Below are 14,855 nucleotides of genomic sequence, written 5' to 3' on the forward strand. Positions count from 1 at the left end.
ATTGGGACTTTTCCTTCTTCTACAGGCTATGTGAGTTTGACGGTCAGTTATCGCGTTTAAAAAAGCCCAGCTCTTTATGAGAGCTGGGCTTTTTTATGACGGAATCATCACGTCATTGGTGATGCTTGAGTGAGGCTAGAGGATTTGTTTGAGCACTCGATCAGCTTTGACTCGCGTTATCTTACGAACCAAGCGCTGCACCGGTAGTGGGTAGTCTTCGAGCTTTTCTATTTGCTTATAGGTGCAAATTAACTGAGTGTGTTGCAGGATATTGTGCTTCTCTTCTTCAAACTGTGAGATGAGGTGTTGATGCTCATCTTTAATCAGTAAGCCATTCTCTAAATCGAGTTTCCACGCTCGTGGATTAATGTTGTTGCCTGTGAGTAGCATATAGCGTTTATCCACCCACATCCCTTTGAGGTGAAAGCTGTGGTCATCGTGTTTCCATAAATGAATGGAAAGCTGTCGACTTGCGATATTCGCTTCATTCATTTTGGCAAAGCGACGGAGATTAATCTCATAGAGATAAGGCAGCCCACCAATGGTTTTAAACGGTTGATCTGGACTGATATAGAAATCATTGGCGGTTTTATCGCCGATGACGATGTCTACCTTGACGCCACGACGGATCGCTTTTTTGACTTCTTTCGCGACACTTTTAGGGAAATTAAAGTAAGGCGTGCAAATAAAAATTTCTTCTTTGGCCTGAGCGATCATTTGAATGATGGTTTGGTTTAAGAAGTTACGACGTTTACCGATTCCGACAAGTGGGGTGACACCAATTTGCGACTCATCGGCCTCTTGAGGCTCAAAGGCGTAATAAGATTGGCCTAGAGAGGCGCGAAATTGGCGAATATCGAGTTTAATATCTTTGGTCTTGGGTTTATCTGCTTTGCTTAAATCATGCACCGCGGGGTGGGCAATCATATCTTCTTTAATAAAGCGTACCATGGAGTTAGCCAGTGGTTGGCTCTCTATTATGTGGTAACGATCAAAGCGATAGCGGTCTTGCTTATGCAGATAGACATCATTAATACTGGCGCCACTGTATAGAACCGTATCGTCAATGATAAAACCTTTCAGGTGAAGGACACCAAAGACTTCTCTTCCACGAACGGGGACACCATAGGTGGGGATACTGTGAGTGTAGCGATTGGCAAACTCGGCATACATGGCTGAGTTACCTTGCGTGGCTCCAGCACCGATTCGTCCACGCTGAGCACGATGCCAATCCACACAAATTTGAATATCTAGGCCAGGGTTACGCTGCTTTGCCTCATATATTTCTGTCAAAATCTCGCGGCCAGCTTCATCGTCTTCTAAGTACAGAGCGACAATATAGATACGTTGAGTTGCATGGCGTATTAACTCAATCAGATTCGCGCGATAGTCTTTTGCGGACAAAAGGACTTGAAAATTTTCTGGAGATAGCGCGATCGCTGGAAGCTTTTTGACAGGATGTCTACGAGCAATCATAGGGATGCTTTACCTTATATGTGCAAAATTGCGGACCTAGCATTCTACCAAATCCATTCAACTTATGGCTAGAAAAGCCCATCAATCTATGCATTATTAGCGAGGTAATGCATAGGAATGAGCGATTTACCCTGTTCAGTGTAACGCATATAGAGCGTTTTGAGTTCCGCTGGCAGTTCATCAATAGGAATCGTTGTGAAGCCTGACCGTTGATAGAACGATTCTAAGTGTTGATACGCAAAACAGTAATCCGTAGCGCTTAAGATCTCTTTTCGGCAGTAACGTAGTAATTGGGAACCAATACCTTGATAGCGTCTCTCTGCTGCAACCGCCATCCCGGTCAGTAAGCGATATGTCGCAACATGTCGAAAGCGCACCACCCCAACGATCGTATGTGATTCATACGCGGTTACGATTAGATCATCACTTTTCGGTTTAGTTCCCGTGTAATGCTCTTTATAAAAACGTTTTATTAACGTAATTTTGATAGGGGGCAGTATTTCGAAATGTAGAGTAGACATTTGCTTCTGTTCTAGGCTCATATCTGTTGTAGAATGCCCTAAGTTTAATTGATTATAAGAATGCCATGCAATTTTATCTGAATACATCGCTAAAGCCGTATCACACGTTTGGGATTGATCAGACATGTCAGCAACTCGTGATTGTTGAATCTGTCGAGGACCTTATGACTGTGTATCGTGATCCTCAATGGCAAGCTCTACCCAAATATATATTGGGGAAGGGGAGTAATGTGTTATTCACCTCGCCTTATCGTGGCATGGTGTTGGTTAATCGTATACAAGGGCTTGAGCAGCGTGAGGATGACTCGTATCACTACTTGCATGTCTCTGCTGGGCAAGACTGGCCAGAGCTCGTAGAGTGGACGGTGGCGCAGAATATTGCGGGCTTAGAAAACCTCGCTTTAATCCCCGGATGCACCGGGTCGGCTCCGATTCAAAATATCGGCGCTTATGGCGTCGAGTTGAAAGACGTCTGTGAGTATGTGGATTATCTATGCTTGTCAACGTATACCATTCAGCGTTTGACAAACAGTGAGTGCCAGTTCGGCTATCGTGACTCCATTTTTAAACAAGCATTGTATGGAAAAGCCATTATCGTTGCCGTTGGTTTCAAGTTGGAGAAGCAGTGGCAACCTAAGATTCAGTATGGGCCATTGAAAGCATTAGGGCAGCACGCCACATGCCACGATGTGTTTAACGCAGTATGTCAGATCCGCCGTGACAAGTTACCTAACCCTAGCGAACAGGGCAATGCTGGGAGCTTTTTTAAAAATCCGGTGGTGGACACCGAGCAGTTCACTCAGCTTCAGCATTCATACCCTGATATTGTCGGCTACCCAGTGGCAGGCGGCATGAAATTAGCCGCGGGCTGGTTGGTTGAGCATGCGGGTCTAAAAGGGGCATGTGAGGGCGGCGCTCAGGTACACCCAAAACAAGCGCTGGTCATTGTCAATCAACAAGGACAAGCCACTGCACAAGATATCGTGAGACTGGCAGCGAAGGTGCGGGCCGTTGTAAAGCAAACGTATGGTGTGACATTAGAGCATGAAGTTCGTTTTATGGGATCACACAGTGAGATCAGTCTTGATCAAGCAATAGAGACAAATAATGAAAGATCATAGTGCGAAGTTAACAGTATTGAAAATATTATCCGATGGCTCATTTCATTCAGGAGAGTCATTGGGCAGTGTGTTAGGCATCTCAAGAGCGGCGGTAAGTAAACACATTAAAGGGATTCAGCTGTGGGGCGTGGATATTTTTCGCGTGCAAGGTAAAGGCTACCAGCTTGCTCAGCCGCTGTGCATGCTCGATGTCGAACGTATCCAGCAAGAGGTGACGAATCCGGTTGAATTGCACCCGATTATTGATTCAACCAACCAATACTTACTGGACCGCACAGAATCCCTCGAATCCGGAACCGTGTGCTTGGCTGAGTACCAAGCGCAAGGAAGAGGTCGGCGAGGGCGTAAATGGGTGTCTCCATTTGGCGCGAACCTTTACTTATCGATGTATTGGCGCTTAGATGCTGGCATGGCGGCGGCCATGGGGTTGAGCTTGGTGGTTGGCGTGGCCATTGTTGAAGCGCTAGAAGGATTGGGCATTGAGGGAGTGAAGCTTAAGTGGCCCAACGATGTCTATTATCAGGATAAAAAACTCGCGGGTATCTTAGTTGAAATGTCTGGTCAAGCAGGGGGCGCTGCAAACATCGTTGCTGGTATGGGAATGAATATTGCCATGAAGGATCGTGATTCGGAAGTCGATCAGCCGTGGGTGACATTGAATGAGGTTATGGCAGACGATCATATAATTGACCGTAATCAGTTATCGATTGCGTTTATTCATGCTTGGCAGCAAGCGCTACGTAATTATGAGCAGGTGGGAATGCAAGGCTTTGTCAAACGCTGGAATAGCGTGGATAATTTTATTAACCGCCCTGTCAAACTGATTATGGGGCAAAAAACCGTCACAGGCATCTCAAGGGGCATTGATGACCATGGCGGCATCGTCTTAGAAACCAACCAAGGTATGGAAACGTATATTGGTGGTGAGATTTCTCTAAGAAATAATGAATGATCGCTTCTCAATACAAAGAGGCCACTGCCTCTTTGTATTGAGAAGAAAAGTGGTTTGTTATTTACGCAGCAGAATTTCTTTTACAGTATGGTTGTCGGTCTTACTCAAAATAAGATGGGCGCGATTTTTGGTGGGGAGAATATTTTGCTCAAGATTTTTTCCGTTGATCGTCGCCCAAATTGTTCGTGCTTTCTCTTCGGCAGCGATGGTTGATAACTCTTTGTAATGACTGAAATAAGAGCCGGGTTTTTTGAATGCGCCATAGCGAAACTTCATAAAACGTTCCACATACCAATTTTCTATGAGCGAGCTATCCGCATCCACGTAAATCGAAAAATCAAGAAAATCAGAAATGAAAACCGTATGGGGCGCATGGGGGTAATCCATGCCGCTTTGTAAGACATTTAGCCCTTCAATGATCAGTACATCAGGTCGATCGACCACTTTTTGCTCATCAGTAATGTCGTAGGTAATGTGCGAATACACAGGGGCGACGACATGTGGTTCACCCGCTTTGACATCCGAGACAAATTGCACCAAACGTTTAATGTCATAAGATTCAGGGAAGCCCTTCTTATGCATGATGTTCTTTTGCTGGAGTACCGCGTTAGGGTATAAAAACCCATCGGTAGTGATGAGCTCAACTTTTGGGTGATTTCCCCAACGCGCCAGTAGAGCACGGAGTAGGCGAGCGGTGGTACTTTTTCCCACTGCCACACTTCCCGCAATACCGATAATAAAAGGGGGAGCTTGTTCTTTATTATTGAGGAATTCTTCAAGAACTGAATTGCGACTTTGTCTCGCGGCCACATATAAGTTCAATAGTCGCGCGAGAGGAAGGTAGATTTCAGCTACTTCTTTCATCGTCAACTCTTCGTTGATGCCTTGCAGTTCTTTTAGATCGTCTTCAGATAATGTCATTGGTACGGCATTACGCAGGTTTGCCCACGTTGTACGATCAAAAGATAAATATGGACTCATATTTCTCTCGACAATTCAGCTAATGAGAGAAAGGAACATACAACAAGCAAGATAGAATGCAAAACAGATTCTTAAACATATTTCATATTCGTGTAAGAATTGATGAAAAATTCATCTAATACACCAAATTTCTTCGATAAATTTGGCTTTTTTTTAAATAGGGGTTGCAAGCCTTCAGATCATTCAATAGAATTCGCCCCACTTATGCCGACTTAGCTCAGTAGGTAGAGCAACTGACTTGTAATCAGTAGGTCACCAGTTCGATTCCGGTAGTCGGCACCATTTCTTCCAAGTAGTAGGAATGGATATAAAAATTTGGAGGAGTTCCCGAGTGGCCAAAGGGAGCAGACTGTAAATCTGCCGGCTCCGCCTTCGATGGTTCGAATCCGTCCTCCTCCACCATATTTATTGGGAAATAGCAGTAAAAGAGTTACGTGTTGCGGGCATCGTATAATGGCTATTACCTCAGCCTTCCAAGCTGATGATGCGGGTTCGATTCCCGCTGCCCGCTCCAACCATTTTAGTGTGCTGATATAGCTCAGTCGGTAGAGCGCATCCTTGGTAAGGATGAGGTCGGCAGTTCGATTCTGCCTATCAGCACCAGCTCTGAGCAATTTATTTCCTTTTAATATATACTTATCTACCGATAAATAATTGGTTGCGTGGTCATCACACAAGAGCCACCTAAATCCGTACCTAGAGGGACAACTCATGTCTAAAGAAAAATTTGAACGTACGAAACCGCACGTAAACGTTGGTACTATCGGCCACGTTGACCACGGTAAAACAACGCTAACAGCTGCTATCTGTACTGTACTTGCTAAAACTTACGGCGGTGCAGCACGTGACTTCGCGTCAATCGATAACGCTCCTGAAGAACGTGATCGTGGTATCACAATCGCGACTTCACACGTAGAGTACGATACTCCAAGCCGTCACTACGCACACGTTGACTGTCCAGGACACGCGGATTATGTGAAAAACATGATCACAGGTGCTGCACAGATGGACGGTGGTATTCTTGTAGTAGCAGCGACAGATGGCCCAATGCCACAAACTCGTGAGCACATCCTACTAGGCCGTCAGGTTGGTATTCCTTACATCATCGTATTCATGAACAAATGTGACATGGTTGATGATGAAGAGCTACTAGAACTTGTAGAGATGGAAGTACGTGAACTTCTATCAGAATACGATTTCCCAGGCGATGACCTACCAGTAATTCAAGGTTCAGCACTAGGTGCATTGAACGGCGAAGCACAGTGGGAAGAGAAAATTGTTGAACTAGCACAAGCGCTAGACGACTACATTCCAGAGCCAGAGCGTGCAGTAGACCAACCATTCCTAATGCCGATTGAAGACGTATTCTCAATCCAAGGTCGTGGTACAGTAGTAACAGGTCGTGTTGAACGTGGTATCTTGAAAGTTGGCGATGAAGTACAAATCGTTGGTATGAAAGACACAACATCAACAACATGTACAGGTGTAGAGATGTTCCGTAAACTGCTTGACGAAGGTCGTGCAGGTGAGAACGTTGGTGCACTACTACGTGGTACAAAACGTGACGAAGTAGAGCGTGGTCAAGTACTAGCAGCGCCTGGTTCAATCACCCCGCATACTAAGTTCGAATCAGAAGTATACGTATTGTCAAAAGATGAAGGTGGTCGTCACACACCATTCTTCAAAGGCTACCGTCCACAGTTCTACTTCCGTACAACTGACGTAACTGGTGACATCCAGCTACCAGCAGGCGTAGAAATGGTAATGCCAGGCGATAACGTGAAAATGACTGTAGAGCTAATCGCACCAATCGCAATGGACGAAGGTCTACGTTTCGCGATTCGTGAAGGTGGCCGTACAGTAGGTGCTGGTGTTGTTGCTAAAATTGAAGCTTAATTTGCTTTAATTATTTGACGAAACACTAGCAAAAAGGGCATCATTTGATGCCCTTTTTAAGTGCTGTTGTTTTATTTGCTTGTATTTTAACCGATTGCAAGCATGATGCTGAGTGTTGAGAGCATTTCTTAACCCAAAGTGTTATATTCAACACCCAGTATTTAAAAAGGATTCGCCCTGCAGCAGCGGGGTTATAGTCGTTTAAAGTAAAGACTTGTGACAGGTTGGTTTATGAAAGCAAAAAATGCTGAAACTCCTGATAGCTCAAGTGCCGTAGAGTTCATTAAGTGGCTTATCACTTTTGCTCTGCTAGCTGCCGCTGTTGTGGGTAATCACGTATACGATGATATGTCTGTTGTCATCCGTGCTGCGGGCGTTATCGTGTTAATTGCTGGCGCGCTAGGCGTCGCCGCATTGACAACGAAAGGTAAGGCCACGATTGATTTTGCACGTGAGTCTCGCATGGAAATTCGTAAAGTTGTTTGGCCTACTCGTCAAGAAGCGACACAAACTACACTCATCGTTCTCGCGGTTTGTGTAGTGATGGCGTTAATCTTGTGGGGTGTAGATGGAATTATGGTCCGTCTTATTGCCTTTGCGACTGGAATTTAATTAGAGAGGGTAAATAGATGAGTGAAGCTCCAAAAAAACGTTGGTATGTCGTTCAAGCCTTCTCGGGATTTGAAGGTCGTGTCGCACAATCACTACGTGAATATATAAAAATGCACAGTATGGAAGATCACTTCGGTGAAGTTCTCGTCCCTACTGAAGAAGTCGTAGAGATGCGTGCTGGCCAGCGCCGCAAAAGTGAGCGCAAATTCTTCCCAGGCTACGTGCTAGTACAAATGGTCATGAATGATGAATCATGGCACCTTGTACGCAGCGTACCTCGTGTAATGGGCTTTATTGGCGGTACTTCAGATCGTCCTGCACCTATCACAGATAAAGAAGCAGACGCGATTCTGAATCGTTTAGAAAAAGCAAGTGAAGCTCCACGTCCTAAGACAATGTTCGAGGCGGGAGAAGTGGTTCGTGTTAACGATGGCCCATTTGCTGACTTTAACGGTACGGTTGAAGAAGTCGACTATGAGAAAAGTCGCCTGAAAGTGTCAGTATCGATCTTTGGTCGTGCGACACCTGTGGAACTGGAATTTGGTCAAGTCGAAAAACTTGATTAAAAAAACAGCTTTTAACCTTGTGAAATGTGCGAAATCTGATTATAATTTCGCGCCTTTTATAAGGTCTTTGTTGAAAAAAGTACGGGGAGCTGAAGTATTTCAGCGCTAGAACCCATTAATTAGGAAATATCATGGCTAAGAAAGTTGAAGCTTATATCAAGCTGCAAGTTGCAGCTGGTATGGCAAACCCAAGTCCACCGGTTGGTCCTGCTCTAGGTCAACGTGGTGTGAACATCATGGAATTCTGTAAAGCGTTCAACGCAAAAACAGAATCTGTGGAAAAAGGTCTACCTATCCCAGTAGTTATTACTGTATACAGCGATCGTTCTTTCACGTTCGTAACTAAGACTCCACCAGCTGCCGTTCTTCTTAAGAAAGCAGCAGGCGTTAAGTCTGGTTCAGGTCGTCCTAACACTGATAAAGTGGGTACAATCACTGATGCTCAACTCCAAGAAATCGCAGAAACTAAAGCTGCTGATATGACTGGTGCTGATATCGAAGCTATGAAACGCTCAATTGCGGGTACTGCTCGTTCAATGGGCCTAGTGGTTGAGGGTTAAGAACAATGGCAAAACTAACTAAACGCATGCGTAATATCCGCGACAAAGTGGATGTAACTAAAGATTACGAATTCAACGAAGCCGTTGCTCTTCTTAAAGAACTTGCAACAGCTAAGTTTGTAGAATCTGTTGACGTTGCTGTTAACCTAGGCATCGATGCACGTAAATCAGACCAAAACGTTCGTGGCGCAACTGTGCTACCACACGGTACTGGTCGTGACATCCGTGTTGCTGTATTCACTCAAGGTGCAAACGCTGAAGCTGCGAAAGAAGCTGGCGCGGACCTAGTGGGTATGGAAGATCTTGCTGAACAAGTTAAGAAAGGCGAAATGAACTTCGACGTTGTTGTTGCTTCTCCAGATGCAATGCGCGTTGTCGGTCAACTTGGTACCATTCTTGGTCCACGTGGCCTGATGCCAAACCCTAAAGTGGGTACTGTAACTCCTAACGTTGCTGAAGCGGTTAAGAACGCGAAAGCAGGTCAGGTTCGTTACCGTAACGACAAGAACGGCATCGTTCATACCACTATCGGTAAAGTGTCTTTCGGCGAAGAACAACTAAAAGAGAACCTAGAGTCTCTTATCGTTGCTCTGAAAAAAGCGAAACCATCATCAGCTAAAGGTGTTTACATTAAGAAAGTAACCATCTCTACTACGATGGGTGCTGGCGTTGCAGTTGATCAAGGTACACTTGTTACTGTTGCGTAATGCATTTGCTTAGGCGCAAAATTAGTGTATAATTCTGCGCCTAATATTTGTGGTTGGGGCTGTCCAGTTTTTGAACTGTGAAGCAGTCTCCGTCCAAGACCGTAGGCGTCATTTTATGACTTAATCGTTCCTACGTAGATGGTGCCCGAACTGACGAAAGCTCTATTTTATATCTTTCTTCTGGGAATGCACCGTATTTGCTCTCTCTGTCATTTTGGTAGAGAGTGGTGTAACGACAACCAGGAGTTAATCCAAACATGGCTTTAAATCTTCAAGACAAAAAAGCAATTGTTGCTGAAGTCAACGAAGCGGCCAGTGGTGCTCTTTCTGCAGTTGTTGCTGACTCTCGTGGTGTACAAGTTGCTGCGATGACATCTCTACGTAAACAAGCTCGTGAAGAGGGTGTTTACCTAAAAGTTGTCCGTAACACACTTGCGCGTCGCGCAGTAGAAGGCACAGACTACGAATGTCTTACAGACCAATTCGTAGGTCCAACTTTGATCGGTTTCTCTAACGAACATCCAGGTGCAGCAGCACGTCTATTTAAAGACTTTGCTAAAGCTAACCCTGAATTTGAGATCAAAGCTGCTGCATTTGAAGGCACGATTACTGACCCAGATGTACTTGCGAAACTACCAACTTACGACGAAGCAATCGCACGCTTGATGATGTGCATGAAAGAAGCTTCTGCTGGCAAATTGGTACGTACTTTCGCAGCTATTCGCGATCAAAAAGAACAAGCTGCTTAATAATTAAGCTTGCTTTTTCCCGATTGCAAAATAAACTTATTGTTGACTTAAAAGAGAATTGTTATGTCTATTACTAACGAACAAATCCTAGACGCAGTTGCAGAAATGTCTGTAATGCAAGTTGTTGAACTAATCGAAGCAATGGAAGAGAAATTCGGCGTTTCTGCTGCTGCTGCTGTTGTTTCTGGTGGTGCTGACGGCGGTGACGCTGCTGCAGAACAAACTGAATTCGACGTAGTTCTAACTGCTGCTGGCGGTAACAAAGTATCTGTAATCAAAGCTGTTCGCGGTGCGACTGGCCTAGGTCTTAAAGAAGCTAAAGCTCTAGTTGACGGCGCTCCAGCGTCTGTTAAAGAAGGCGTTTCTAAAGACGAAGCAGAAACATTGAAAGCACAACTTGAAGAAGCTGGTGCGTCTGTTGAAGTTAAGTAATTCCTTAATTTCATAGCCGTAAGGCTATTGGCTGGTGGTTAATTAACCACCGGCCTTTTTGCGCTGTAGGGTATTGGTGTATTTTCCTGCTGTTTAGATGCCGGTATCCATGCAAAACACGATCTATTCTTTCGAAATAAGTCGTCACTACAATAAACAGCCAATAGTTACTGTCCCACCCCTTTGCGATGATATTGTTTAGGCGGACAGTTTGGGTCACTTATCAGCGAGCTGAGGAACCCCATGGTTTACTCTTATACCGAGAAAAAGCGCATCCGTAAGGACTTTGGTACGCGTCCACAAGTATTGGACGTTCCATACCTGCTATCGATCCAGCTCGATTCTTTCGAAAAGTTCATCGAACAGGATCCTGAAGGACAATACGGTCTTGAAGCCGCTTTTCGTTCTGTATTTCCAATTCAGAGCTATAACGGCAATTCAGAGCTGCAATACGTTAGCTACCGTCTTGGTGAGCCAGTATTTGATGTTAAAGAATGTCAAATCCGCGGCGTAACTTACTCAAAACCACTGCGTGTTAAACTGCGCCTAGTGATTTTTGATAAAGACGCGCCAGCAGGTACTGTCAAGGATATTAAAGAACAAGAAGTCTACATGGGTGAAATTCCACTCATGACTGAAAATGGTACCTTCGTAATTAATGGTACTGAGAGGGTTATCGTATCCCAGCTGCACCGAAGCCCCGGCGTGTTCTTCGACAGCGATAAGGGTAAGACCCACTCATCAGGTAAGGTTCTTTATAATGCACGTGTAATCCCTTACCGTGGTTCATGGTTGGATTTTGAATTCGACCCTAAAGACAACCTGTACGTACGTATTGACCGCCGTCGTAAGCTACCAGCGTCTATCATCTTACGCGCTCTAGGTAAGTCTACTGAAGAGATTTTGGGCCTATTCTTCGAGAAAATTAATTTCGAAGTGAAAGACCAAACGCTTTACATGGAACTTGTACCTGAACGTTTACGTGGTGAAACCGCTTCTTTTGACATCGAATCTGATGGCAAAGTGTATGTAGAGCAAGGTCGTCGCGTTACAGCACGTCACATCCGTCAATTAGAAAAAGATGGTGTTCAGTTCATTGATGTACCTGTTGAGTACATTGTGGGCAAAGTATCGTCGAAAGATTACATTGACGAAGCAACGGGTGAAGTTATCGTTGCCGCGAACCAAGAGTTAACTCTTGAGTCGTTAGCTAACTTGTCACAAGCAGGTTACAAAAAACTGGAAGTTCTCTTTACGAACGACTTAGATCACGGTCCATTCATGTCTGACACATTGCGTGTCGACAGCACAACAGACCGTATCTCGGCGCTGGTAGAAATCTACCGCATGATGCGCCCTGGCGAGCCGCCAACAAAAGAAGCGGCAGAAGCCTTATTCGAAAGTCTGTTCTTCTCTGAAGAACGTTATGACTTATCGGTTGTCGGTCGTATGAAGTTTAATAGCTCAATCGGTCGTGAAGACGCGGGTGAGCAAGGCACTCTTGACGAAACTGATATCGTCGAAGTGATGAAAAAACTCATTTCTATCCGTAACGGGATCGGTGAGGTGGACGATATCGACCACCTAGGTAACCGTCGTATCCGTAGCGTGGGCGAAATGGCAGAAAACCAATTCCGTGTTGGTCTAGTACGTGTTGAACGCGCCGTGAAAGAGCGTCTAAGTTTAGGCGATCTTGATAACGTGATGCCACAAGACTTGATCAATGCGAAACCAATTTCTGCAGCGGTTAAAGAGTTCTTTGGCTCTTCACAGCTTTCTCAGTTTATGGACCAAAACAACCCGTTATCAGAAGTGACGCACAAACGTCGTATTTCTGCTTTGGGTCCAGGTGGTCTTACTCGTGAGCGTGCTGGCTTTGAAGTTCGAGACGTACACGTAACGCACTATGGTCGTTTGTGTCCAATCGAAACGCCGGAAGGTCCAAACATCGGTTTGATCAACTCACTCTCTGCTTTTGCACGTTGTAACGAGTATGGTTTCCTAGAAACTCCGTACCGTCGTGTGATTGATGGTGTGGTTACTGAAGAAATTGACTATTTGTCAGCGATTCAGGAAGGTCAATTCGTTATCGCTCAGGCGAACGCTCACTTGACAGAAGATCACACGTTTGCTGATGAACTGATCACAGCTCGTCAACGTGGTGAATCAGGTCTTCACCCGCGCGAACATGTGAACTACATGGACGTTGCGACAAACCAAGTGGTTTCTGTTGCGGCATCGTTGATTCCGTTCCTAGAACACGATGATGCGAACCGTGCCTTGATGGGTGCGAACATGCAACGTCAGGCGGTTCCAACGATCGTTGCTGATAAGCCTCTTGTCGGTACGGGTATTGAGCGTAACGTTGCGGTTGACTCAGGCGTAACGGTTGTTGCTGCGCGTGGCGGTGTGATTCAGTCTGTAGACGCATCACGTATCGTAGTGAAAGTGAATGAAGAAGAGTTGATTCCTGGCGAAGCGGGTATCGATATCTACAGCTTGACAAAATACACACGTTCAAACCAGAACACGTGTATTAACCAACGTCCTTGTGTCATGCCAAATGAATTGGTTGCACGTGGCGATGTTCTAGCTGATGGTCCTTCAACCGACTTGGGTGAATTGGCGCTTGGTCAAAACATGCGTATCGCATTCATGCCTTGGAACGGTTACAACTTTGAGGATTCTATCTTAGTTTCTGAAAACGTTGTGAAAGAAGACCGCTTTACCACAATCCATATTCAAGAGTTATCTTGTGTGGCGCGTGATACTAAGCTAGGTGCAGAAGAAGTCACCGCTGATATTCCGAATGTCGGTGAAGCGGCACTGTCCAAGCTAGATGAATCAGGCATTGTCTACATTGGTGCTGAAGTGAAGGGTGGTGACATCCTAGTGGGTAAAGTGACGCCGAAAGGTGAAACTCAGCTCACTCCGGAAGAGAAGCTATTGCGTGCTATCTTCGGTGAAAAAGCATCGGATGTGAAAGATACATCATTGCGTGTACCTAACTCAGTGGCTGGTACGGTTATCGATGTACAAGTCTTTACTCGCGATGGCGTAGAAAAAGACAAGCGTGCCCTTGAAATCGAACAAATGCAGCTTAAAGAAGCGAAAAAAGACCTCACTGAAGAGTTCCAAATTCTTGAAGGTGGTCTATTAGCGCGAGTTCGTACTTTGCTAATCAATAGCGGTATGAGCGAAGAGAAAGTAGCCAGCATCGAACCTAAGAAATTGCTAGAGCAAACTCTTGAGAACGATGAACTGCAATCTCAGCTTGAGCAACTAGCAGAACAGTTTGATGAGCTACGTGCTGAATTTGATAAGAAATTCGAAGTTAAGCGTCGTAAGATCACTCAAGGTGATGATCTTGCTCCTGGTGTACTGAAAATCGTTAAAGTTTACTTGGCTGTTAAGCGTCGCATTCAGCCTGGTGATAAGATGGCCGGTCGTCACGGTAACAAAGGTGTAATTTCTAAGATTAACCCAATCGAAGACATGCCTTACGATGAGAGCGGAACGCCTGTTGATATCGTGTTGAACCCTCTGGGTGTACCATCACGTATGAACATCGGTCAGATTCTTGAAGTTCACTTAGGTGCGGCAGCGAAAGGCATCGGTGACAAGATCAACCGTATGGTGAAAGAGCAACAAGAACTTGCGAAGCTCCGTGACTTCTTACAAGAAGTGTACAACCTAGGCGGAACACGTCAGGTTGTTGATATCGCAAGTTTGTCGGATGACGAAGTTCGTACATTGGTAGAAAACCTACGTGGTGGTTTACCGATTGCAACGCCAGTCTTCGACGGTGCGTCTGAGCCAAACATCAAGCAGCTATTGAAACTGGCTGATTTGCCAGAGTCAGGTCAAATGACCTTGTTTGATGGTCGTACTGGTGATGCCTTTGAGCGTCCTGTTACTGTCGGTTACATGTACATGCTGAAACTGAACCACTTAGTTGACGATAAGATGCACGCTCGTTCAACCGGTTCATACAGCTTGGTGACTCAGCAACCACTTGGTGGTAAAGCTCAGTTCGGTGGCCAGCGTTTCGGTGAGATGGAAGTATGGGCACTGGAAGCATACGGTGCGGCTTACACTCTACAAGAAATGTTGACGGTGAAATCCGATGACGTGAATGGCCGTACTAAGATGTATAAAAATCTGGTTGACGGTAACCATTCTATGGAACCTGGTATGCCTGAATCGTTCAACGTATTGTTGAAAGAGATTCGCTCGCTAGGTATCAACATCGAGCTAGAAGACGAAGAGTAAACTGTTTGGT

Annotated in this window: 13 protein-coding genes and 4 tRNA genes; 14 read left to right on the forward strand and 3 right to left on the reverse strand. The window is 45.2% G+C overall.

Annotated elements, in window-relative coordinates:
• Window positions 1-135: 135 nt before the first annotated feature.
• The gene (gene pssA, locus EAE30_RS06170; RefSeq protein ID WP_123015186.1) at window positions 136-1,476 is read right to left on the reverse strand and encodes a CDP-diacylglycerol--serine O-phosphatidyltransferase; all 1,341 of its coding nucleotides are present in this window, start codon (window positions 1,474-1,476) and stop codon (window positions 136-138) included.
• A gap of 86 nt (window positions 1,477-1,562) precedes the next feature.
• The gene (locus EAE30_RS06175; protein WP_164711808.1) at window positions 1,563-1,997 is read right to left on the reverse strand and encodes a GNAT family N-acetyltransferase; all 435 of its coding nucleotides are present in this window, start codon (window positions 1,995-1,997) and stop codon (window positions 1,563-1,565) included.
• A gap of 65 nt (window positions 1,998-2,062) precedes the next feature.
• Between EAE30_RS06175 and murB the strand changes: the two genes are divergently transcribed.
• Entirely contained in the window at window positions 2,063-3,118 is a 1,056-nt protein-coding gene (murB, locus tag EAE30_RS06180) for a UDP-N-acetylmuramate dehydrogenase (RefSeq protein WP_123015188.1), read from the forward strand.
• Window positions 3,105-4,070: a bifunctional biotin--[acetyl-CoA-carboxylase] ligase/biotin operon repressor BirA gene (gene birA / locus EAE30_RS06185; protein WP_123015189.1), complete on the forward strand. Its 966-nt coding sequence runs from the start codon at window positions 3,105-3,107 to the stop codon at window positions 4,068-4,070. The genes murB and birA overlap by 14 nt, the downstream gene beginning before the upstream one ends.
• Before the next feature lie 57 nt (window positions 4,071-4,127).
• On the opposite strand, the gene coaA is transcribed toward birA, so the two are convergent.
• The gene (coaA, locus tag EAE30_RS06190; protein ID WP_123015190.1) at window positions 4,128-5,051 is read right to left on the reverse strand and encodes a type I pantothenate kinase; all 924 of its coding nucleotides are present in this window, start codon (window positions 5,049-5,051) and stop codon (window positions 4,128-4,130) included.
• Between the two features lie 206 nt (window positions 5,052-5,257).
• Between coaA and EAE30_RS06195 the strand changes: the two genes are divergently transcribed.
• The 12 genes from EAE30_RS06195 (at window position 5,258) to rpoB (ending at window position 14,845) form a co-directional block, all read left to right on the forward strand.
• Window positions 5,258-5,333: transfer RNA gene (locus tag EAE30_RS06195), tRNA-Thr, on the forward strand.
• A gap of 35 nt (window positions 5,334-5,368) precedes the next feature.
• Window positions 5,369-5,453, forward strand: a tRNA-Tyr gene (locus EAE30_RS06200).
• A gap of 37 nt (window positions 5,454-5,490) precedes the next feature.
• Window positions 5,491-5,565 (forward strand) — tRNA-Gly (locus EAE30_RS06205).
• Between the two features lie 13 nt (window positions 5,566-5,578).
• Window positions 5,579-5,654, forward strand: a tRNA-Thr gene (locus EAE30_RS06210).
• Window positions 5,655-5,762: 108 nt separating this feature from the next.
• A complete protein-coding gene (gene tuf, locus EAE30_RS06215; protein ID WP_123015191.1) occupies window positions 5,763-6,947 on the forward strand; it encodes an elongation factor Tu in 1,185 nt (394 codons plus the stop codon).
• Between the two features lie 231 nt (window positions 6,948-7,178).
• Window positions 7,179-7,559, forward strand: coding sequence for a preprotein translocase subunit SecE (gene secE / locus EAE30_RS06220; protein WP_123015192.1), 381 nt, complete (start codon window positions 7,179-7,181; stop codon window positions 7,557-7,559).
• 17 nt (window positions 7,560-7,576) lie between these two features.
• Entirely contained in the window at window positions 7,577-8,125 is a 549-nt protein-coding gene (nusG, locus tag EAE30_RS06225) for a transcription termination/antitermination protein NusG (protein ID WP_077315789.1), read from the forward strand.
• Between the two features lie 131 nt (window positions 8,126-8,256).
• On the forward strand, window positions 8,257-8,685 hold the full coding sequence (gene rplK / locus EAE30_RS06230) for a 50S ribosomal protein L11 (protein WP_123015193.1): 429 nt from the start codon (window positions 8,257-8,259) through the stop codon (window positions 8,683-8,685).
• 5 nt (window positions 8,686-8,690) lie between these two features.
• Window positions 8,691-9,392: a 50S ribosomal protein L1 gene (rplA, locus tag EAE30_RS06235; RefSeq protein WP_123015194.1), complete on the forward strand. Its 702-nt coding sequence runs from the start codon at window positions 8,691-8,693 to the stop codon at window positions 9,390-9,392.
• Window positions 9,393-9,649: 257 nt separating this feature from the next.
• The gene (gene rplJ, locus EAE30_RS06240) at window positions 9,650-10,141 is read left to right on the forward strand and encodes a 50S ribosomal protein L10 (RefSeq protein ID WP_123015195.1); all 492 of its coding nucleotides are present in this window, start codon (window positions 9,650-9,652) and stop codon (window positions 10,139-10,141) included.
• Between the two features lie 63 nt (window positions 10,142-10,204).
• Window positions 10,205-10,573 carry a 50S ribosomal protein L7/L12 gene (rplL, locus tag EAE30_RS06245; RefSeq protein WP_123015196.1) on the forward strand — a complete coding sequence of 123 codons (369 nt, stop codon included), beginning with the start codon at window positions 10,205-10,207 and terminating at the stop codon, window positions 10,571-10,573.
• Window positions 10,574-10,816: 243 nt separating this feature from the next.
• The gene (gene rpoB, locus EAE30_RS06250) at window positions 10,817-14,845 is read left to right on the forward strand and encodes a DNA-directed RNA polymerase subunit beta (protein ID WP_123015197.1); all 4,029 of its coding nucleotides are present in this window, start codon (window positions 10,817-10,819) and stop codon (window positions 14,843-14,845) included.
• Window positions 14,846-14,855 lie beyond the last annotated feature (10 nt).

Origin of the sequence: Vibrio zhugei (assembly GCF_003716875.1) — a bacterium.
Classification (GTDB): Bacteria; Pseudomonadota; Gammaproteobacteria; order Enterobacterales; family Vibrionaceae; genus Vibrio; species Vibrio zhugei.